Origin of the sequence: Gramella sp. MT6 (genome assembly GCF_019357415.1) — a bacterium.
In the GTDB taxonomy this organism is placed as follows: Bacteria; Bacteroidota; Bacteroidia; order Flavobacteriales; family Flavobacteriaceae; genus Christiangramia.
On the sequence record NZ_CP048410.1, the window covers coordinates 2,603,787 to 2,625,583 of the forward strand.

Here is a 21,797-nt window from a genome sequence, read left to right on the forward strand (position 1 = left end):
CAAAAATTTAAGAATTGATTTATTTGAATGTCATAATGGTTGTTAAGTGCTGATTTTCAGAATCATAACTTGTAAATTATCACTAAATTTAATCTATGCTTCTGAAGTAATTTTTTTAAGTCGACAGAGAGATAATCAATGGCGACAAAGGCTAATTTACCGGCGATAAAAATTTTTGATAGCGACAAAGGTTCTTTATGTCTTGAGAAAATGCGTGTATGTGGATATGGCTTCGAGCTTGTGGCTTAAATCAATACATTTAAATAAAATATTGGTATAGATGTCATTACGGGAGTTTATACTATCAGATAAGAAAGAATATCGTTTTTGGCGACACGTCTTATTCTGGCTTTTATGGGGCGGTTACTTTACCATAACCCGCTATTTTAATCCTATGGTCTATCAAACGACAGGGAAATTTCCTGATTTTTGGAAGACTGTAGTGGAAACTTTCTTTTTTCTTTTTCCTCAAACATTTATTGTTTATCCCGCACTATATTTTATACTCCCGAAATTTGTATTCAAGCAAAAATTTGGTCGTGCATTTTTATGGTTCTGTGTTTTTTATTTGGTTGGTATTTCTGTAAATGCATTTTTTCTAATATTTGTTCCCTGGTCAAAAATGCCTTGGATCCCTAATGCCGAGCTTTTTTTAACCACCAGTACTTTCCCGCAAAAAATCTTCATGGCCTATCTTGGAAGTATTTTGGGCTTACTTACTGCAGTGGCATTGGCCTCAAGCTTTAAAATGTTCAAACATTATTATTTAAAATCTCTGCGGAACCAGCAACTGCTGAAAGAGAATTCAGAAGCACAACTTCGTCTTTTAATGGCACAGGTTCAACCTCATTTCATGTTCAATACCCTCAATAATATTTACTCCCAAGCCCAGGAAGAATCACCTAAAAGCGCAAAAATGATCCTGGAGCTTTCCCATATCCTGAGGTATATTCTGGATGAAGGCAAGAAAGAAAAGGTTCCTTTGGAGAATGAATTACAAATGGTAGTAGACTATCTAAATCTTGAAAAGATCAGGTATGACAAAAAACTGGATCTTCATTATGATCTACCCGATAATGTCGGGGATAAGAGCATTGCACCATTGCTGCTACTTCCTTTGGTTGAAAACTGTTTTAAACATGGAGCTAGTAAAATGATCAATAAACCCTGGATCAATATAAAAGCTGAGCTTAAGCAAGATACCTTTTACATAAAACTGATGAACGGAAGAAAGGATAAAGTCATTCCTGGAGAAAAACGACCCGGGACAGGCATTGAAAACGTTCGCAGAAGGCTGGAGCTTTTATATCCTGGTAGACATATCTTTGAGATTAAAGAAGAGCCGGATGTTTTTATTGTAGATCTCAGCGTTGATCTAAAAACAATTAATTCGGAAGCCATTGAAATGGAAACAGAAACACTTCTCGCATATGAAACCTAGCGAAAACATAAAGCCAAGATGTCTCATTGTAGATGACGAGCCGCTCGCAAGAGATGTGATAAGACGTTATATTGAAAAATTACCGTTTCTGCAATTAGCTGGAGAATGTAGTAATGCGATTGATGCCTTTGTATTTCTGCAATCAAACGAAATTGATATTCTTTTTTTGGACATCCGGATGCCGGAATTACTGGGGACAGAACTGATGCAATCTATAAAAGAACCTCCAAAAGTAATTTTCACCACCGCTTATAAAGAATATGCCTGGGATGGCTTCGAGCTGGATGCAGTGGATTATCTGCTTAAACCTATACGCTTTGACCGATTTCTTAAAGCGGTTAATAAAGCGTTACCGGGCTATGAAAATGTTTTGTTCGCAGATGTGTCTAATGAGCCGGAAAGAAAATCTGGAGTCGATGCCATTTACCTCCGTATAGATAGAAGACAGGTTAGAATTATCCTGGATGAGATCCTGTACATAGAGAGCGCGAAAGATTATGTGAAGATTTTCACTTATGATAAGATGCATTTATGCAGGCAAACCATTACAGCTATTGAAGCTGCAATCAATAAAAATGCATTTGTGCGTATCCATAGATCATTTATAGTGCCGGTTAATAAAATCAGATCTTATACCCATGAACTGGTTGAGGTCAATAAAAAGGAACTGCCTATAGGAAAGTTTTACCTGAATCATTTTCTAAAAACTATGGAATCCCGGGTTTCCTAGAAAATATAAAACCTGCCCTTTCATGAGCAGGTTCATAGACACATTTAAACGAATAAGTTGTTCTTGTAACTTTTACTTAAGTTTCTTCAACTCCCGAAGATTATTCTCGAAAATATAGTTTCCCAGTTCGATCCCATTGCTTTCACCTGCATCAACTGAATGACGGAAATGATGACCAAGGAAAATACGCGATAGTCCAGTCTCATGAGATATTTGTGAGAAACTCTTCATGGTCCTTTCAACACCAGGCACATAATAAGGGCTGCTTACGGTAAAGGAGTAATCATCGGTACCAAAGAACAGTCTTAAAATTTCAGCTGAAGCTGCCGATGCATAAGACATGGTAGACGGAAACTCATAGACGGGAGGGGTAGGGCGAAGCGTGGCCCATCCTGGATCTCCAACAGTTTCTGAGTTTCCATCTGAATCACCCCGCCGTATGGCTGTAATTGGTGCCCAATATTTGAAAAAGTCCTTTTCTTCAAAGGAAGCAATATAAGAATCCATCTGGCTCATTTCTAAAAGAGCGATCAAACGGGCTGCTTGCCAACCATTTAGATCTTCTCTCATAATTAAATCCCTGGCGATACGATTGATGGAACTGGAGGTGTGTTCAAACCAGAAATCACGGATTTCGGTTTGTTCATTTGTTCTTTCAGGACAATTGCTACATCCCAAACTTTTAACCTCATTGTAGTCATCAGTGTATTCCTGAGTATCTACAGTATATGGAGAACCAGCAAGAAACTGGTCGCTGCTTTTTATTCCAAACGGAGTTAGATCTCCCAGATTAACTGTATAGACAGCGTTAGCAGGCCAGATTGGTGGGTTTGGAAACATATAGGGTGGATAATCTGCCTGATAAGTTCCAGGTTCATTGTCTGGAGCGGAATAAGCAGTAAAGATAAAAGGAAAATCACTCTGTCTTTTTTCTAAAATTGCAGCAGCAGCAGCTTTACCTATTTCCATCCCTTTTGTTTTTGATTCCTCATCCTCAATACTTAAATAAATATCGCTTAATAGAGCATCAGCTGAAGTTGCTGAAGCGGGAAACATAGCAACCAATACGTCCCTGGCAGCTTGAGATATGGCAGCATCAGCCAAAGCCTGGATATTCTTTTTAGAAACGTAACTGGCATCAACCATGGTATTATCCAAAGCATATGTTTCATATTTTGGCACAACATTATTTAATGCATCATGCATAGCTATGGTTACCATCGCATAGATCTTCGCTTCAGGTGGCGGAGGCATTTTTTCATCGACAATGGAACCAAGAAGTATGTTCCAGCTAATTAGTGTCTCACTATTATAGGACTTGATCATCCCATTGTTATAATTCCTAAAAGATAAATCCTGAATAGAAGATTCATCAGGTTCATTCGACGGTAACTCATCTTTATTGCATGAGCATAAAAATGTTAGTAAGCATAGAGCTAACGGAAGGTGATTTTTTGTTTTCATAATATTTTACAATTGATCCTGGAAAGGATTGTTTATCTAACTAAAGTTAGGGTAGGAATACTGCTGCAAATCGATTAATAGACGGGACAGACATGTTTCAGGATAGAAAACACTTTTGTAGAGATAAACTATTTTCGGAGGAATTACATTTTTACCGAAGGGATAAATAATTGGGTTTAATTATCCTCAGGAATGTTTAGTATAAATCCTTTTTTATGAAGATTTTCAATCGAAATCCTTGGGTCGAGTTTAAGGTAGTTTCTTAGGCGGGATATAAATACGTTCAGGCTCTTACGATTAAAGTAATCGTTTTTACCCCAAAGCAGATCTAAAATTTCTTTGTGAGAACATAGCTGATTCTTGTTTTTCAGGAGGTATAAAAGAAGATCATTTTCCCTTGTAGTAAGGGAAAAACTTTCACCATTAATCCTCAATTTCTGGTTCTTTGATTCAAAAATGTATTCTCCAATTTCATATATCTCCTTATTCTCATTCAATTCCTTATTTCGGGGTTGAAGTCTGGAGATAAGAACTTCAATTCTTGTAACAAGTTCTTCTTCATCTATGGGTTTTTTCAGGTAATCCATGGCTCCCATTGAAAAGCCTTTGAGAACATCTACTTTCAGGGACCTGGCAGTAAGGAATATGAACGGGGTTTGAGTATTGGCTACTTTTATTTTCTTCGCAAGAGTAAAGCCATCAATATCTGGTAGCATCACATCTAAAACGATCAAATCATGAATATGTTCCTCTATAAGATCCAAAGCTGCTGTTCCTGTTTTGGCCCAGGAAACATCGAAATTCTTGATCTTTAAGTATTCAGACAACAAATACCCAAGAGATTCATCATCTTCAACCAGTAAAATCTTATTTTTCCTTTTCATGTAGAGGGATTAATATAGTGAATTTAGTACCAGTGTTGAGTTTGCTTTCAACTTTGATCTTGCCGTGGTGTCTCTTTATTATTTCTTTCACGTAACTTAAACCAAGTCCGTAACCTTTTGTTTTATGAAGGTCTCCTTCCGAGACCCGGTAAAATTTCTTGAAAATAAGTTTCTGGTCTTTTTCTGAGATACCTTTCCCTTTATCAATAACTTCAATTTTAAGTTGCTGATTTTGGGTTGATGTTTTTAAGAATATTTCAGGCTCATCAGAATATTTTTTAGCGTTATCCAGGAGATTTGTTATTACATTCTCTAAATGAGAGGGAGCAGCCTTCAGCATAAACTTTCCGGATTCCACATCATAGGAAAACTTGAAATTTTCCAGTTCTGCAAGCATTTTAAAATTCTCACACCATTCCAGTAGTGCCGGCCTCAAATCCATCAGTTCGAGTTCCATGAATTTTTTTGATTCCAGACTGGCCAGGCCCAGCACCTGTTCAATATGTTTATTTAACCTGCTAACCTGTTTTCTTATTTCTGAAATTATAGGTTTTTGCTTTTCATCAACATCCTTTTCGAGGATCTTAGTGGCGATGCCAATAGAAAATACGGGAGTTTTAAACTCATGGGTAAGGTTATTAATGAAATCATTGGTAATTGTGATAAGATTTCGCTGCCAGAAAAACATCCTAAGCATCCATATCATTACAAAAACGATGATAGCAAGGAATAAAAATCCGGGGATGAGCAAGCCTTTTAACTGCGAAAGAAAGTAAGTATTAAGGTCTTGAAATTTGAGTTCCAGGGTTAATTTTTTATCCAGAAGATCGGGTAAATATCCAGTAAGGATTATAGGATATTTAATAACAGATTCATCATTTTCAAACCTAATCGGAGATTCCAAATTAACCAGGCTATCTTCAGAATACAATTGATAAGAAAAATCTGTATCAATTCTATTATGCTTTAACCTGTCTTTAATGAAATCATAGGTAAAATGTCTCGAAGCATCCTGTAAACTATCTTTGCTCAAACTAAAATAGCCTTCGTCCTGGTAAGAATGCCCAATTAAAAAACTTAGTTGATTTTCATTCCCAAAATCCTCTTTCAGATCTCGAGAAGTGTTTTCAAGTTTTTGGTCAAACTGTATTTTGGCAAGGTTCAGTCCAATTCTTAAGAATTGGTACTGCACTATGAACAGCCCAATGACTGAAACTATAAATATGCCTATATAGAAGATCCTGGTTTTCAATATAGATCCTATATTACTAAAATTTTTCTTTCCGACAGAGCGTTTATTTTTTATTAATTCTATTAACCTTTCATTAATCTTTTTCACTTATCGTTACTCCAATGGTGTATACTTTGGCTCTAAATTGTGCTACCAAATAACCTACAACTTGAAAGTAATTATAAAAAGATTCCAGACCGTTTTAGTATTTCTGATTTTGAGCATTTTGCTGTCGTCTTGGAATATACAAGCCCAGGGCTGTGTTGCCATAAGGCATTTTTCCTGCGGAATTGGAAATGAATTGGAGGCAAATCAATTACAGGCTGGAGATGTGTTATTAGGAATGAATTACCGTTATTTCAAATCTTTCAGGCACTTCAAAGGAACCGAAGAAGAACCGGACAGGGTTGCAAATAATACCGAAGTTATCAATTATTCTCATTCCTGGGATTTTAGCATAAACTACGGGTTAACCAATAGGTTGTTTGCTTCAATAACATTGCCACTGGTGCTCAATGAAAGATCGTCCCTTTATGAACATGGAAGGGAAGAAAGGAATAAAACATTTTCACGTGGACTTGCTGATATCAGAATAGGTGCAGGTTACTGGTTATTAGATCCGGCAACACATATGGATGGAAACATTTCTTTAGGACTTGGTTTGAAGCTCCCCACAGGGAATTACAATGCTTCTGATATATTTTATAATGTAGGACCTGAAGGTTCTCCCCAAGTAAGACCTGTAGACCAGTCTATACAGCCAGGAGATGGAGGATTTGGATTCACTACCAGTCTTCAGTTCTACCAAAATATAAATTCACGATTGTTTGTGTATGGTGGAGGTTTCTATTTATTCAATCCAAGGGAAACCAATGGAATCAGGACATTCAGAGAAACTTTGAATCCAATCCTGGAAAACGAATCCATCATGTCTGTTCCAGATCAATTCTCTGTAAATACAGGTTTTGGTTATACGGTTTCAAATAGCCTTTCTGCATCTCTAGGAGTCCGATATGAAGGTGTTCCTGTGGAAGATGTTATAGGAGGCAGCGAAGGATTTAGAAGGCCAGGGAACGTAATATCTATAGATCCAGGGTTATCAATTGCATATCAGAATATACTGTTCAACCTTAATGTTCCGGTGGCGTTGCGAAGAGAACGTCCACAAAGTGTAACTGACCGTGAAACCGAAATAGCTACCGGCAATCCTAGAAATGGTGATGCCGCGTTTGCCGATTATCTTATAAATTTTGGTATATCTTACAGGATACCCAGAAAGAATAAAGTAGAAAGACTGGAATCTACTACAGATTATCAAATAGAATAAAGCCCTTAATAATGTTTTAGTTGGAATTGAAGCTCTGGTGGCCCCCAGGGCTTCTTTTGTTCTATGATTCAGTCGAATGTTTAGGAATGAAGAAATTATGTAACTATATTCATTTTCTACCCATTGAGGACCAATAAGTTTTGGTGAACCTAAGTCAATTTACCTTGAGAACTTTTGAACAGAAAATCTTTTTCTCTCTCTTAGAATTATTATATAAGCAACAAATAAGTTTGGAACCCAACTCAACCAACCAACTATAAGATAGGCAGTAATAAATTCCCCTGTTATTGATATCAAAACTGGAAGCCAAATTCTTAGGGTAACCGCAGAAAAGCAAATGGCATAGCTGTAAATCATAAATTCTTTGTGTAACTGAATTTTACGATTTTTAATTGAATGATATGCTAATAAGGTAGTGGTTAACCAAATAATTGCACTTAAGGAAAACCCGATTACATTTGATATTCCACCGGTTGCAAATTGAGCTATGTAAAGTCCACATAATCCACAAATTAAAGCAGCTAAGACATAAATTTTTCCGATATTTCTATGAAGTGAAATTCTCTTTCTACGTATTCTAGAACTAAACTGAATCCATCCTATTAGCAATGCCAGTCCCCCAAGAATAATGTGCCCATAAAAAGCATAATTCCAGGTAAGATCATTTAGGAGCACCTGGGTTTTAGATGATAATAATCCAAATTGTCTATCTATAATAAAATACAAAATAGGGTATAGGCCAACTGAAATACTCAGAAACCCAAATAGCAACCATTTTGATCTATGAATTATTCTACTCAACCTAAAATACAACTATAATTTTCCTTGCTTAAATTAGTTTAATTATATCAAATTTCACAGGAAATTTTTTCTTGATACAGTGTAGATGTCCTCTTTGTCGCTAATTGGAGGAGTTGGGGAGTCGGATTTATCGACTTAGTATTGGTTTGTTGGTCTAGTTATTTATTTTCTTTCTAGCAGTGTCGGCTATTGGCAAATAACGGTAGTGGTAAGTTTTGTGAAGGCTATTGTGCAATTCAAGGTTCTTTTTGAATCTGTATAAGTAGGTAAGCTTGACTTAAAGCAGTTAATTCCCGGGGTCCGCTTTCTTCGAAATCCACAATTATTTGATTACCATTTCTATAAATGAGATTTATACTTATTTGGCTACAGCAATAATTAAAAAACTCTCCAATTACGATTATTAAATGGTTATTTGTAAAGTCAAAATTTAAATTCTTTAGATTTTCCGCACGATGAGGATTTACTCTTTCAATTTCAGGGATGAAGTCTAACCATTGATTTTCATTTTCAAAAACTTTAAACTGTTTTTGAATTTTTTCTTCTTCTGAATAACTTAAATGATCGTCTTTAATTATTTCGTAGGGAATCCCTTCTCTAACCTCATCTTTAGAACAACTGCTAAGTAGAAATATTGAAAAGAGTATTATCATCATATTTTGGATTTTCATAATCTTATCATTTAATATTAGATGTAAAATCTTTGATTTGGTTGCTTCAAAATTTGTTGCCACGTTCTTGGAGTTCTCAAGCTGGCGGAGCTAGTCAATTTAATTATTTTCTTTCTAACGGTGACATCTGCTGGAGATCAAACATTATTTTTAATCGCAGTCCTTACTGTAACTTTTTTCCAAAATAAAAAAGTCACCCATTTTAGGGTGACTTTTTCTAAAGAAGCTTAAAATTTTAATTTCCGGAAAATATATGTTCAAAAGGAGCATACTCCAATTGGATAACAGAGGACTCTGCATCTTCAAATTCCTGAAGGACCTCCTTGTAATCGTTATTTGTATTTAAAACAATTCCATTTCGGTGAGCTTTCAGCGTAGAAAAGAATTTTACTTCAAACCAAACTTTATTTAAGATCTCCTGTTCATCAGCGGTTAAAGGTTTTTCTCCATCAATGATGAATCCCATTTTCTTTCGGACTAAACCTTGAATTTCTTTTTCAGCTTTGTCACCGGTAGGCATATTTCTCAATACTCCAATCATATAAATTATTTTCCCGAAATAAACATTTTCTACATATTCATTTCCGTATTTTAATTCAAATAGTGATGGATCCTGTGCCATTTCTTCACTAAGGGATTTTCTTTCTTCAGATCGAGGAAGAAAACCGATTGTGCCTTCTTTATATTTATAATTCATTACAAGAACCTCGCTCTCCTTAACCGGGTACTGTTCAATGATAGATTGGTAAAGATCTGAGTTAACTGCCAGTTTCGTAGCAAAGGTTGTGTGGTTGAAGTTAAAATGGAAATAATTGTAAAAATACCGAAATGGATGAATTTCTTTGATAGGATCTGTACTGTTCTGCCAGATAGGGTTGTGGAAAAAAGACTCATTTAATTTTCTATAATTTGCTTCAATATTCGAAAAAGGATTAGCCAGCGGAACCTGGTTATCGGTTAACATCGTTGAACCAAGACCCTCTGTGTAAGGATACACTTCTTCCAGAATGGTTTCGCCATCTTTCTTAATAGTGACTGTTCTGGTTTCTGCAGTTTTATCGAAAACTGTGATACTTGCACTGCTATCGTCGGCACTGGTAAATTCTACCATTACCAGATCGCCTGCTTCATAACTATAAACAGATTTTCCTTTCTCACTATATACTATTTTTTCAGAAGGCAGGCCGTTCTCATAATCCGTCTTAAACCACAGATCACCTTCCGGTGTATAATATTTAGACCAAAGGGGTTTATTATCCTCGCTCCGGCTAACTTCCATATACAAATGTTGCTGAGGATAACTGGAATATACCTTTGCTGTCTTAATATAACCGTTCTCATAATATTCAAATTCAGAATGAGGAACATCTTCATCGAAAGAATAATCAGTGTATTGAGCCTCCTTGATCCAGCCGTTAGGATAATTGCTTATAACTTGGAAATAATCATCAGATTCTATAGAATAATCGGTTTGGGGAATATTGTCTTCCTTCTGGCAGGAAGACAATAAAACAGTAGATGCCAATAGCAGCGATCGAGAAATAAAATTGTTCATTTAAAGGTTAAAATTATTGGGTTTTAAAAAACAGGTAACGGAAAAAATTCCATTTTTGGTCCTAGAAGGACCAAAAATATTAAATAATTAAAATTTTACAAGAAGGGATTCTAAGATTTGCATTTTTAGGAATTAGTAAATCGGGTTTAATGGAGTTCGAAGATTTCTTTGGTTATTTATTATCACGGTCATAGCTAATAGGCAGAGTGAGGGATATGGATTGTCGGCTTAATATTGATTTTTTGGTCAAGTGAATTATATTATTTCTAACGGTACCGCTTATTGGCGATGAACTGATGTTGTATTATGTTTTAATAAGCTTTCCCTGTAAAAGGATATTTTAGAATCTTTGTTCCAAGTCCAGTAAAATAAATTTCAGTTTGATCATAAGACCAAAATAGGCCTGTTAAAGGGCCTGTGAGAGGATTCCACATATCTGGATGTCCAATATCGTGTAAAGATTTTCCTAAATGATTTTTCAATACCCACTCCTGTTGCTTCTCTTCATTCATGCTCGATTTTGCAGAAAATACTTCATATCTATTTCGACCGTTCATATCTATCACATAAATTTTATTTTGTATCAATGATGCTACCCATATATCACCATTCGGTCCTCTTTCAAGGTTATCAGGAGATAGAATGATAGAGAATTGTTCTTTATTTTGAATTGTATCATTCTTTATTTGGAATCTTAAAATCCTATCTAATCTCAACTCTGCCACATAAACATATTCTTCTTTTTCATCCATTGTGATCCCATTTGCAAAGAATAAACTATCTGCCATCATTTTTACATTGTATGAATCTTGCTTTTTATCCTTTTGCAAACGAAATAATGCACCGGTTGGAATTGGACTTGCAAATGCTTCATCCAGTGCCTTTGTTGTTCCATTTGGATTTTCTCCTGATTGTGTAAACCAAATATTTCCTTTTTTATCCTTATAAATATTGTTGACTCCATACGTATGCTGAAATATGACTTCTGAAGTTTCATTTACGATATCTACACGGAATATTTTACCAGAGTTTATACAAGAAACAAGAATATGTTTGTTATCATTTTCCAGAAATACTCCTCTAGCACCACCTTCTAGGTATCCAGCTGCTCTCATGTTTCCAAAGGGTTTAGTAGAACCATTATCTAATAATACATGAAGACCATCATTGTTATCAGCTACAATGATTTTTCCGTCTGGAAGACCTACACCATCTTCAGGTACGTTTAAATTGGTAGATTTTGGAATAGAATTTTTCTCTGAGTAGTTATAATGAGGAAAGTTTTTTTGAACTACAGTTTCTTTTTTCTCCGTCTTACTGTTTTCTTTTTGTTGATTATTACAGGATATAAAGAATAATAAATGGAGAATTAAAAATTGTCGGAAAAATTTCATCATCTAGAATTAGGTTTATTATAAAAATACATTACGGTCTGGGTTATCGCCAGTTAGCAGAGTAGGGAACACGGATTTGTCGGCTTAGTATTGGTTTGTTGGTCAAGTTAATTATTTTCTTACTAATGGTTGCCGCTTATTGGCGATGAACCGTCTTAAGTTTAATTTCTCTAAATTTTGATGTTATAACCAGAAAGAACAAAAGAGAGGAATAAGATTACATGAACCGTGGGAACTAGAGATTCCGTCAACAATGATAATCCCCTCTCTTTTCTACTTTAATTTCGTTTAGTTCTGTGAGACCTGGATCTCGTTTTAAAGTCGATGAAAACCAAAGTAGCTGTTCTTTCCAATCATTCTTATATGAATAAAATTAAACATTTTTACGGAGTAGACATTAGTAAATCGTTCTTTGATGTAATTGATCAGGATGGAAAGCATGATCAGTTCTCTAATGATGTAAAAGGCTTTAAATGCTTGCTGAAGTTTATTAAGAAAGACAGTTTGGTAGTTATGGAAGCCACTGGTTATTATCATTACAGATTAGCTCAGTATCTGTATGAGAAAGGTATAACGGTGTCGGTTGTGAATCCACTTTCGGTGAAGCGTTTTATTCAGATGAAGCTCTCCAAGGTCAAGACCGATAAAAGTGATGCCAGAGCGATCGTGAATATGCCCAAGCCAATAAAGTTCCTTTATATACGGCTAGAAATTCTGTTCAGGCAGAATGTTTGCAGCTTCTGAGTCTTCAGGATCTTTACCTAAAACAACGCACTGCTGTGAAGAACAAGATCCATGGAGAGAAAGCCCTGGGAATCCCCTCAAAGACTGTAAGTAGATCGCTTACCCGAATGCTGAAGCAATTAGAGAAGGAATTAACCCAGCTGGAATCAAAGTTGGAATCATTAGTCAGCGAAACTCAAAAGGATCAACTGGAGCAGTTAACCAGCATTCCAGGAATGGGAAAGAAGACGGCGATGCTATTGATTGTAATTACTGATGGATTTAGCAGTTTTGAGAATGCGCGGCAACTTTGTTGTTATAGTGGGCTAACACCAACGATCAGACAATCCGGAACCAGTGTAAGAGGGCGTAGCCGAATCAGCAAAGTAGGGAACCGGAAACTGCGAAACCTGCTATTCCTCTGTAGCTTTACCGCTTGTAAACATAACAAGGCCTGCAGCGAACTTTATGAACGCATTGTGGAACAAGGAAAGAGTAAGAAACTGGCACTGATTGCCGTGTGTAACAAGCTACTAAAACAGGCTTTTGCCATAGCCAAATCAGGAACTTATTACCAGGAAAATTATATGTCGAAATTAGCTTAGAAGTACTTGGATTTTACCTTAGTTCTTTGTTACCTTTTAGTTGCACCTACTACTAATTTTCCACTATCGCCAAGACCGAAAATTTATTGTTTGCTAAAGTTGTATCAATTTCGAAACGAACTTTATCTTCTGAAAAATCAGGATTAATGTTTTTTCTTATTAATGAAGTAATTCGTTTTCTTTCTTTTATAAAGGTTACTTTATCTAAAGATTGTCCTTCTTTGAATTTGGTTTGCTCAACTTCCTTTTCTAGTAGCCGTCTGGATTTATTATCCTTGATGTCGTAAACTATTTTTTCTAGTTTATAATCTTGTTTAAAGTCTTCTTCAAAATTTGCTGTTTTTTTATTGGAAGAACAGCCAAAAATGAATAAGGTACTGATTGTTAAAATAAACGTGTTTAAATTTTTCATCTTACTGGTTTTCTATCAATTTACAATTTTAAAATGAAAATGCTGGCTGGTGCAATTAAAGGTAACGGTCCCGGTTATCGCCAGTTGGCGGAGTAGGGGACGCGGATTTGTCGGCTTAGTATTGGTTTGTTGGTCAAGTTAATTATTTTCTTTCTAACGGTGCCGCTTATTGGCGATGAACCGTTGTTGTGCTATCGTTATTTTAGACGTTTTTGTTTTAAATAGGCTTTGATGTCTAATTATAACTGATAGGATTCTTTATTAATTCCTTAAAGCCTTTCTAAGTAGAATTAGGATTATCTTTCTGCATCATTACAACTTCACTGGTGTTTCTAAACGATTTATTCGATCGGGAAATTTGGATTAAAATCTATTGTAGAATTTACATTTTCTAGATTTTGACTATTAACCAGGAACATCAGGTACATTAACTTTTAGTTCTCCTTTACCTTTACCAAAAGAGAAATTTATAAAGATCCACCAATCTTTATTCGAATTCAAATTCAGATTTTCAGGTTCCGATTCGGATATTTTGAGTACTTCATTGATTTTTTGATATAATTTATGAATGCTTTTTTCTTCGATCTCAACCGTTAAACTTAAAGCAAGATCAGAAAACGTGTTAAAATTGATTATATAACCATCAGTTTTTGAAATGGCATTTTTTAAGTCTTCAATTGCTTCATTTCTCTGTTTGTTTGTAAAAACTCGCCAGTTTAATTTGTTTTGTAACCGGGCCATTAATTATATTCATTTTTGGTTAACAATTATTTGAACTCTTTTTTATAGTAATTACCTTATCGCCTTCTTCCACAAAAGTTCTATTGTGATCTAAATTTACGGAAAAACATAATGTGCCATTTCAGTATATAATAATTATCCAATGGGCCGCATTGATAAATTACTTGCTTCTTTGGTGGAAAATTGGACGATCTCTTTTCACTAGAACTCCAATCCTCTAATTTATTTTTTTCATTGGAAAGGTTTGCTTTTGCTTTTGCCCATTTCTAATTCCTGAAATTTCCGCCACTAATGAGTCTGCATTAATTTTAGTATATGCAATAACTTGAGGAAAGTCGTGCTGTTTATTTTCAAAAACCAATGGATTTTCTGTGTTGATTTTGTTAGCAAAACGAACCGGCAAAGCGTCATTTTGATTCTTAACTATCGGAATATAAAACAGAATGTTTTTTTCCTGAACCAATTGAATATTTTCAAATACAACAGTATCTCTATTCTTAATTGAGTAGTTAATTCCAGATAACCCATTGTTACTTTCCTTGCTCCAGGTTTCATAAATCTTTCCTCTTTCAGTAAAGTTTTCCCAAGTTCCGATTAGCCATGCCGCTTTGTCAATGTCATTCGTTTGCTTAGGAGTCCAGGCGCCCAGGATAACCAAGCCCACAGCTACAATAAACAATTTCATTCCCGTTTTCATGGTTTTATCCCATTGAATGAACTGCCATTTTATTGCCTTCGGTGTCAATAAACATTCCGAAGTAACCCATTTCAGGACTGATTTGCGTTTTTTGAACAATAACAGTTCCGCTAGCACTTTCTACTTTATCCAATACCTTTTGTAAATCTTTCCCACCATTCAAGAATGCAACAACTCCGCTGGTCGAAGGTTTATAATCTTCGCCTTGTACGATTGCTCCCGAAACGTTTTTCCCATCAGTTGGGAAGAATCCCATTTTAGTACCAAACATTTTGGTTTCCTGGATGTCTAGGCCTAAAATAACTTTGTAAAATGTTGTTGCCCTGCTGAAATCTGTAGCGGGAATTTCAAACCAATTAATTAAATTTTCCATTTTCTGATATTTTTACATTAAGGTGTAAAGTTGCAAAGCCTTAAAAACCTAAAATTGTAAAAATGCGACAAGGTTAATCTTTGCCGTAGAAAAGCGAAGACATTTTCAAATTGTTCCCGTAAAACTCTTTAGGTGTAAATCCAGTAAGCTCCTTGAAATCCTTTATGAAATGGGCTTGATCGTAGTATTCGTTTTCGTAAGCCAAAGCTGTAAGGCTTGTAAAATTTTTGGTCAGCAACATTTTAAGTGTTGACTGTAATCTAATTGTTTTTGAAAGTTGTTTTGGGCTTAAGCCAATGGCCAATGAAAATTTCCGTTCTAACCGTCTACGGTTGATATTGGTTTGCTTGGAAAGTTCATAAACCGAAAGTTGTCCATTACCTGTTAAAATCGTTTCGACGGTTGATTTTACAATGCGGTCAATTGTTGCGGTGTTTGTAAGTCGGTTGAGTAAGAAGGTTTCAATTAGTTTTATTTTTTGAGAAGTCGTAGTCGCTTTTAAAACCCTTTTTTCAATTTCCAGTCCGTCATTTCCAAACAATTTTTCCAAAGAAACGGCTGTATTTTCCATTTCCTTTATGGGAATATTGGCAAAGGGTAAAAATCCGTTGGGATGAAAACGAACGGAAAAAATTCCTGTTTTGCCTGTTGGTTCAATTTCAAGGGGTCTTGTAAGTTGCCCTATCACAAAGCATTTAGGTTGGATTAAACTGTTCCCTAGACCGATATACTGTTTATACAAATCCCCGTAATGAAAAATCATTTCCATACAGCCGTCAGGAACTATAGTTTGTTTTTCGGGAGATTCTTCTCTCGGACTTTCCAAGGTCCAATAGCATTTGACGAGTGTCGCTAAATCATCGCTCGGTTCAAATGTTAGGTAAGTCATAGTACTGTGCTTTTGTTATATTCTATTCCAAATTATTTTTGGAATCTCATTTATCTATATTCTTCAATATTTTTAATTAAGTCAGTACAGTTGTCAATCATAACTTTATAATTATCTCTCCTCGTATATGCCCCATTCAATTGAATACTATTCAATAGATAGGTGTCAGATTTCAATGACATAATATCATTTGTATCATAATTAGACATATCTGGTATTGTTTGAGATAATCTATTAATTATATTTTGAGTTGAAGTTTGAACTAATAAAGCTTCTTCTTTTTCAAATGCATCATATGAATTATACAATTTGATTATTTCTTCTCGGAGCAAATCATTTTTAATTATTCTCAAGTGTGAGCTTGAACTCATTTCAGTAAATGTTGCTTTGGTTGGGATATAAGGTTGAATTGGTCTCCATTGGTATTCAAAGAATTCTATTACAGAATCACTTTTAGTACCTCCCCGGATTATATCTAGAAAAAGATCCTTAGTTCGTGCTTGTATTTCTAATTTTTTATAATTCTTAGTCAAACCTATAGAATCTTGTTTTAGTTCAATTATAAGATTCATTAGGTAATTTTGCTCTAATTCATTTTCAATATTTGTTTTCTTCAAGTCGTTAACTTGTACAGCTATTAAAATTCCAATAACCACAAGTACTATTTCTCCTATGGCATAAATCAGGTATTTGCTGAATTTATTTTCAGAGAGTATTTTTTGCCTAATTCTACGAAAGAATTTTATCATTAGAGAATTGTTTGACTGCTCTAAATATATAATAATTAATCAATTAGGTTGACCTCAGAAATGAATGAGCTATAGAAAATCGCTATTTAAAATAATGAAGCACAACGGTTTGCGGTTATCGCAAGTTGCGGGAGTAGGAACGCGGACTTGTCGGCTAACGCTTTTGTTTGTTAGAAACCTAATTTACTTCTTTTTTGTGAAACCCGGAATTTGAGATGAACCGCTGTTGTGGTGCGTTTAAAGTTGTTGAATTTTCCAAGTAGATGTATCTAAATACATTAATCTTTTTTCTTCCCAATTTCCAATTTCTTCAAATTCAAAATAAAGCTTATTATTTTCCCATTTTATAAATTTTATATCATCCATCTGTACAGGACCTTCTATATTTATCATTTTTGAAAACTCACCATTCATTCTATAAATATTGTAATAATCATGTAAAATAAAATCTCCGTTTGGTGAAACTTCTAAGTCATGATATTGTGGTTGTCTCTCTGCTTCAATGATTTCAAAATTATTTCCTTCTAGTCTGTAGATAAAATCTGATGTTAAAACTATAATTTCATTTAAAGGATCAGAGCACTTTACTTCTTTAGAAGATCCTCGAAATTGTCCGACAATTTCTAAATCTTTATTTGTCATTTTAATCCAAGACCAAAATTTAGAATTCCAAACACTTTCAATATCATAAATTTTTTCTTGATATTCTCCAGAATAAGGTTGGTTGATAATTTCTACTTTCACGATTCTTTATTAAATGCACCACAACGGTCTCGGTTATCGCCAGTTGGCGGAGTATGGGACGCGGATTTGTCGGCTTAGTATTGATTTGTTGATCAATTTAATTATTTTCTTTCTAGCGGTACCGCTTATTGGTGCTGAACCGTTGTTGCCTGCAGTTTATGGTAGATTTATTATTTCAATAGTTTTTTTCTTCTTTGCAGAATCTTTAATTCGAACATTAATCCTCTCGTAGCGCCAGCTTTCATTTTCTCTTTCTGCGGTTAAATCTAATTTTCCATTTCCTTTTGAACCAATAACTTTTATCGTTGAATTTACTTTTTGGTTATCATCTGAAAAATTAACTTCTCCGTTCAAAATACTCATTTTGTCTATTGGCTGTATTTCTCCAATGTTTTCTAATATCCTCTGGTCAGAGTTAGCCTTCTCAATTGCATTATTGTAAAGTTCTGGATCTGCATATGCCTGGGTTAAATCAGTTGCAATTTTTCCCATTCCGGATGATGTAAATAAATAGAATATAATTCCTATAACAACTACAATTGGAATCAACCATTTTAGACTTTTACTCATTTGGACATTAATTTATTGGAGATTTTAAATTCAGTTCTTTCCTGGATTTTCTAAAAATTGCTGGCAACGGTCTCGGTTATCGCCAGTTGGCGGAGTAAGGGACGCGGATTTGTCGGCTTAGTCTTGGTTTGTTGGTCAAGTTAATTATTTTCCTTCTAACGGTGCCGCTTATTGGCGATGAACCGTCTTAAGTTTAATTTCTCTAAATTTTGATTGTATAACCAGAAAGAACAAAAGAGAGGAATAAGATTACATGAACCGTGGGAACTTGAGATTCCGTCAACAATGATAATCCCCTCTCTTTTCTACTTTAATTTCGTTTAGTTCTGTGAGACCTAGATCTCGTTTTTAAGTCGATGAAAACCAAAGTAGCTGTTCTTTCCAATCATTCTCATATGGATAAATTTAAACATTTTTACGGAGTAGACATTAGTAAATCATTCTTTGATGTGGTTGATCAAAATGGAAGGCATGACCAGTTCTCTAATGATGTAAAAGGCTTTAAAGGCTTGCTGAAGTTAATTAAGAATGACAGCCTGGTAGTTATGGAAGCTACTGGTTATTATCATTACAGATTAGCCCAGTATTTATATGAGAAAGGTATAACGGTATCGGTTGTGAATCCACTTTCGGTGAAGCGTTTTATTCAGATGAAACTCTCCAAGATCAAGACCGATAAAAGTGATGCCAAAGCGATCTGTGAATATGCACAGGCTACAAAAGTTCCTTTGTACACAGCCAGAAACGCCATGCAGGCAGAGTGTTTGCAGCTACTAAGTCTTCAGGATCTTTATTTGAAACAACGCACTGCGGTGAAGAATAAGATACACGGAGAGAAAGCTCTCGGTACACCTTCAAAGACTGTTAGTAGATCACTCGTCCGAATGCTAAAGCAATTAGAGAAGGAATTAGATCAGATTGAAACCAAGCTGGAATTCTTAGTCAGGCAAACCCAGGAAGATCAACTGGAGCAATTAACTAGTATTCCAGGGATGGGTAAGAAGACAGCGATGTTGTTAATTGTGCTTACAGACGGATTTACCAGTTTTGAGAATGCCAGGCAGCTTTGCTGTTTTACCGGGATCACCCCAACGATCAGGCAATCCGGAACCAGTGTAAGAGGACGCAGTCGAATTAGTAAAGTAGGCAATCGAAAGCTTCGGAATTTACTATTCATGTGTAGTTTCACTGCTTGCAAAACTAATAAAGCTTGCAGGGAAATTTATGAACGAATAGTTGAGAAGGGTAAGAGTAAGAAACTGGCACTTATAGCTGTGTGCAATAAGCTCCTGAAACAGGCATTTGCCATAGCTAAATCAGGAACTTCTTACCAGGAAAATTATATATCGAAATTAGCTTAGAAGTACTTGGATTTTACCTTAGTTCTTTGTTGTAGCCAGTTAATTCTTACTAATTGTTGATTTTAGCAATTTTATCAATTTATCAGAATTGTTTTTTTCAGTTTTAATTCTTTCAAGCTCTATAGTTGTGTTACCTTTTGGAATTATGAAATTTCGTTCAGTTTGAGAAAGTTCGTTTATAACGTTGGATAATAAATCTTTATCCCCCTTCATTAAAGATGATTTGAGAGATGTGATTTTTAACTCAATATTGGTCATCTCATTGTGATAGTATTTAATATTATCAAGGTTTGCTTTGTATAGTTTTAAAAAGAAGAAAGAAAATACTTCTATAAAAATTATTATAGATAATCGAGGAATATAAAAACTTAATAAAGGTGTGATTTCTTGAAACTCTAAGGTTGTGGAAATTACGGTAATCCATAGTACAGCACCAGCAACAACAGTCAAAGCAGAACCTATTCCTAAATTAATATTAGCTCTTTTAGATAATTGTTTTATTTCGCTAATAATTCTAAATTTTAACTCGTGCAGATCTCTTAATAATTCATTGTACCGATTGTGTTCTATTGCTAACTCACCATATTTTTCGTTTATAGAATTTAAAATTTCTGAAGTGAGATTTTTATCTATTTTATCACTTAGAATATCATAAAGTTTTTCTTTATCAATTTCAGTTAAATCAATTTTCTGATTTCTTGTCGAATTTATTTCTGTTTTAAATTCTTGAAAGATCTTATTTAAACTCTCATTAGACTCTTCTCTATTTTTAAAGTTTTTTCTAATTAAATTTTTTATTTCTTCAAGTTCATATTCAACATCCTTAGATTCTTTTAAATTACTTTTCCCCGATTCTAAATATTGAAAAAGAAAGAAAAAAACCGTAATTGTTAAACCCGCTAATGATAATATAAATTCCGGCTTATTTAGAATAGCACTTAAATCATCTGTTTTTTCATAGTTTTCTAAAACAAAAAATGTAAATATTAGAATTAATATGAGTATTAAGGGAAACCCAGTTTTAAAAAAGCTATTAAATATTCTTTTATAAATTTTAAAAAAATCTTCCATATTTGTTTTTAATTAATTGGCTACAACGGTCTCGGTTATAGCCAGTTGGCGGAGTGCGGGACGCGGATTTGTCGGCTTAGTATTGGTTTGTTGGTCAAGTTAATTATTTTCTAACTAACGGTGCCGCTTATTGGCGATGAACCGTTGTTGTTGCCAGTTTTATATAGCACAATTATGATTTTAATTTCTCATAAGTAATTAATTATCTTAGAACTTTATAATTTATAAAGCGCATATATTCTATTTTTATAGAACCTTTCTCTTTATTAACGAATAAAACCGATATGAAATTTAGTAAATCTATATTTATAATATTGTCATTTTTTCTAAGTATTTCTTTTTATGGTCAGACGAACGATACTTTACAAAATGGGAATATTTCAAATTCTCAATTTTATAATTCTAGCCGCTATTCAATAGATCAACCTTTTGTACCAAAGAATTTGAACATGAAGTCGGAAGCTCAAAATCTAGTTCTATATAACGAAACAACAAATTTATACGACGTTTATCTACATACTGATGATAGTTATAGCTACAGTGGTTCAAATAGTATTTTTAGATCTAAGACTAATTTTGTTACTACATTATTTTTAGGAAGTAATTCTGTAATGGAAAATCATAGTGTTTTACCAAGTACCTCTTTATTATTAAGCGAAGACGTTAGTTATCCAGTTCGTGACTCTTTTAATCCAAATGGAGCATCTAATTTTTCTGAGGCTATTTTAGGTGGAGTATTTGGCTTATTATTTAATTAATTGAATACTTGAAATTTTCTTTTTTTCTTTTGGTTTTTATCTTCAGATCTCAATTATAAAATTGGCTACAACTCGTTATATCCATCGAATTCTATTCGAATATCATAAAAAATTACGGGATAATAACAGGTTTCAGGCTAAGTTAGCGAAAACAAATTGCTATTACGGTTAACTCTAAATAATCTTGACAACAGCATACAACTATTACCTAAACTTTTAGAAAATATCATAAAAGTCTTATGGATGTCTTCACCCATTACAAGAAATAAGGTTTCTTAATCACAATGAGGTTACTAAATAAATCAGGATATTCTATTTTACGACATTCTAAGAGATGCTAAGATCAGATCTCTCATGTACCTTTTTCAGCCTCTTTGATCTTATCGATTTCCTTTAATATTTCATTTGCCTCATAAGCCTTATCATCGCTAAGGCTGCGATTTGAGGTAGATAATCTATGAGATTCTTCCAGCAGTTTTTTGTATTCTAACTGCAACTTTTCAATTTTTGATTTTTTCTTAAATAATCCGAACATTTCTTTTTTTTATTAAGATACGGATAACCTATTTAAATTATGGGTAACAGAATCTTTCTTTTCCGGGATCC

At 34.3% G+C, this 21,797-nt stretch carries 22 protein-coding genes and 1 pseudogene; 6 read left to right on the forward strand and 17 right to left on the reverse strand.

The window, feature by feature from the left end:
• Positions 1–280: 280 nt before the first annotated feature.
• Positions 281–1,441, forward strand: a complete 1,161-nt coding sequence (locus tag G3I01_RS11625; protein WP_219548050.1) for a histidine kinase — start codon at positions 281–283, stop codon at positions 1,439–1,441.
• Entirely contained in the window at positions 1,431–2,171 is a 741-nt protein-coding gene (locus G3I01_RS11630) for a LytTR family DNA-binding domain-containing protein (RefSeq protein ID WP_219548052.1), read from the forward strand. Before G3I01_RS11625 ends, G3I01_RS11630 begins: the two co-directional genes overlap by 11 nt.
• A 72-nt stretch (positions 2,172–2,243) precedes the next feature.
• Here G3I01_RS11630 and G3I01_RS11635 read toward each other — a convergent pair whose 3' ends face one another.
• From G3I01_RS11635 to G3I01_RS11645, 3 genes are all read right to left on the reverse strand, one after another.
• On the reverse strand, positions 2,244–3,635 hold the full coding sequence (locus tag G3I01_RS11635; protein ID WP_219548054.1) for a vanadium-dependent haloperoxidase: 1,392 nt from the start codon (positions 3,633–3,635) through the stop codon (positions 2,244–2,246).
• A gap of 176 nt (positions 3,636–3,811) precedes the next feature.
• Positions 3,812–4,519, reverse strand: a complete 708-nt coding sequence (locus G3I01_RS11640; protein ID WP_219548056.1) for a response regulator transcription factor — start codon at positions 4,517–4,519, stop codon at positions 3,812–3,814.
• Positions 4,503–5,771, reverse strand: coding sequence for a HAMP domain-containing sensor histidine kinase (locus G3I01_RS11645; protein WP_219548058.1), 1,269 nt, complete (start codon positions 5,769–5,771; stop codon positions 4,503–4,505). Before G3I01_RS11645 ends, G3I01_RS11640 begins: the two co-directional genes overlap by 17 nt.
• Before the next feature lie 148 nt (positions 5,772–5,919).
• On the opposite strand from G3I01_RS11645, the gene G3I01_RS11650 reads away from it, so the two are divergent.
• Positions 5,920–7,077 (forward strand): transporter, encoded by a 1,158-nt coding sequence (locus tag G3I01_RS11650; protein ID WP_257710572.1) that lies wholly within the window; start codon positions 5,920–5,922, stop codon positions 7,075–7,077.
• Between the two features lie 159 nt (positions 7,078–7,236).
• Here G3I01_RS11650 and G3I01_RS11655 read toward each other — a convergent pair whose 3' ends face one another.
• The 4 genes from G3I01_RS11655 to G3I01_RS11670 form a co-directional block, all read right to left on the reverse strand.
• Complete coding sequence (locus G3I01_RS11655; RefSeq protein WP_257710573.1) at positions 7,237–7,803, reverse strand: DUF2306 domain-containing protein; 567 nt, start codon at positions 7,801–7,803, stop codon at positions 7,237–7,239.
• A 311-nt stretch (positions 7,804–8,114) separates the two neighbouring features.
• Positions 8,115–8,549, reverse strand: coding sequence for a hypothetical protein (locus G3I01_RS11660; RefSeq protein WP_219548062.1), 435 nt, complete (start codon positions 8,547–8,549; stop codon positions 8,115–8,117).
• 235 nt (positions 8,550–8,784) lie between these two features.
• On the reverse strand, positions 8,785–10,104 hold the full coding sequence (locus tag G3I01_RS11665) for a hypothetical protein (RefSeq protein ID WP_219548064.1): 1,320 nt from the start codon (positions 10,102–10,104) through the stop codon (positions 8,785–8,787).
• Between the two features lie 311 nt (positions 10,105–10,415).
• A complete protein-coding gene (locus tag G3I01_RS11670) occupies positions 10,416–11,501 on the reverse strand; it encodes an SMP-30/gluconolactonase/LRE family protein (protein ID WP_219548066.1) in 1,086 nt (361 codons plus the stop codon).
• A gap of 360 nt (positions 11,502–11,861) precedes the next feature.
• Between G3I01_RS11670 and G3I01_RS11675 the strand changes: the two are divergent.
• Positions 11,862–12,826: pseudogene (locus G3I01_RS11675) on the forward strand (IS110 family transposase).
• A 52-nt stretch (positions 12,827–12,878) separates the two neighbouring features.
• Here the strand turns inward: G3I01_RS11675 and G3I01_RS11680 are convergent.
• The 8 genes from G3I01_RS11680 to G3I01_RS11715 all read right to left on the reverse strand — a co-directional run bounded on the left by G3I01_RS11680 (position 12,879) and on the right by G3I01_RS11715 (position 18,001).
• Positions 12,879–13,238, reverse strand: a complete 360-nt coding sequence (locus G3I01_RS11680) for a hypothetical protein (RefSeq protein ID WP_219548068.1) — start codon at positions 13,236–13,238, stop codon at positions 12,879–12,881.
• A 405-nt stretch (positions 13,239–13,643) separates the two neighbouring features.
• Positions 13,644–13,979: a hypothetical protein gene (locus G3I01_RS11685; protein ID WP_219548070.1), complete on the reverse strand. Its 336-nt coding sequence runs from the start codon at positions 13,977–13,979 to the stop codon at positions 13,644–13,646.
• Between the two features lie 217 nt (positions 13,980–14,196).
• A complete protein-coding gene (locus G3I01_RS11690) occupies positions 14,197–14,676 on the reverse strand; it encodes a DUF6265 family protein (RefSeq protein WP_219548072.1) in 480 nt (159 codons plus the stop codon).
• A gap of 4 nt (positions 14,677–14,680) precedes the next feature.
• Positions 14,681–15,049: a VOC family protein gene (locus tag G3I01_RS11695; protein ID WP_219548074.1), complete on the reverse strand. Its 369-nt coding sequence runs from the start codon at positions 15,047–15,049 to the stop codon at positions 14,681–14,683.
• 73 nt (positions 15,050–15,122) lie between these two features.
• A complete protein-coding gene (locus tag G3I01_RS11700) occupies positions 15,123–15,938 on the reverse strand; it encodes a helix-turn-helix domain-containing protein (RefSeq protein WP_219548076.1) in 816 nt (271 codons plus the stop codon).
• A gap of 50 nt (positions 15,939–15,988) precedes the next feature.
• Positions 15,989–16,687 (reverse strand): DUF6090 family protein, encoded by a 699-nt coding sequence (locus G3I01_RS11705; RefSeq protein ID WP_219548078.1) that lies wholly within the window; start codon positions 16,685–16,687, stop codon positions 15,989–15,991.
• 237 nt (positions 16,688–16,924) lie between these two features.
• Entirely contained in the window at positions 16,925–17,431 is a 507-nt protein-coding gene (locus tag G3I01_RS11710) for a hypothetical protein (protein WP_219548080.1), read from the reverse strand.
• A gap of 156 nt (positions 17,432–17,587) precedes the next feature.
• Complete coding sequence (locus G3I01_RS11715) at positions 17,588–18,001, reverse strand: cytochrome c oxidase assembly factor Coa1 family protein (protein WP_219548082.1); 414 nt, start codon at positions 17,999–18,001, stop codon at positions 17,588–17,590.
• A 395-nt stretch (positions 18,002–18,396) separates the two neighbouring features.
• Between G3I01_RS11715 and G3I01_RS11720 the strand changes: the two genes are divergently transcribed.
• Positions 18,397–19,362, forward strand: a complete 966-nt coding sequence (locus G3I01_RS11720; RefSeq protein WP_219552817.1) for an IS110 family transposase — start codon at positions 18,397–18,399, stop codon at positions 19,360–19,362.
• A 39-nt stretch (positions 19,363–19,401) separates the two neighbouring features.
• Here the strand turns inward: G3I01_RS11720 and G3I01_RS11725 are convergent, their stop codons facing one another.
• A complete protein-coding gene (locus G3I01_RS11725; protein ID WP_219548084.1) occupies positions 19,402–20,433 on the reverse strand; it encodes a hypothetical protein in 1,032 nt (343 codons plus the stop codon).
• A gap of 284 nt (positions 20,434–20,717) precedes the next feature.
• Here G3I01_RS11725 and G3I01_RS11730 point away from each other — a divergent pair, with 284 nt between their 5' ends.
• Positions 20,718–21,191, forward strand: a complete 474-nt coding sequence (locus G3I01_RS11730) for a hypothetical protein (RefSeq protein ID WP_219548086.1) — start codon at positions 20,718–20,720, stop codon at positions 21,189–21,191.
• 352 nt (positions 21,192–21,543) lie between these two features.
• Here G3I01_RS11730 and G3I01_RS11735 read toward each other — a convergent pair whose 3' ends face one another.
• Entirely contained in the window at positions 21,544–21,726 is a 183-nt protein-coding gene (locus G3I01_RS11735) for a Lacal_2735 family protein (protein WP_219548088.1), read from the reverse strand.
• Positions 21,727–21,797 lie beyond the last annotated feature (71 nt).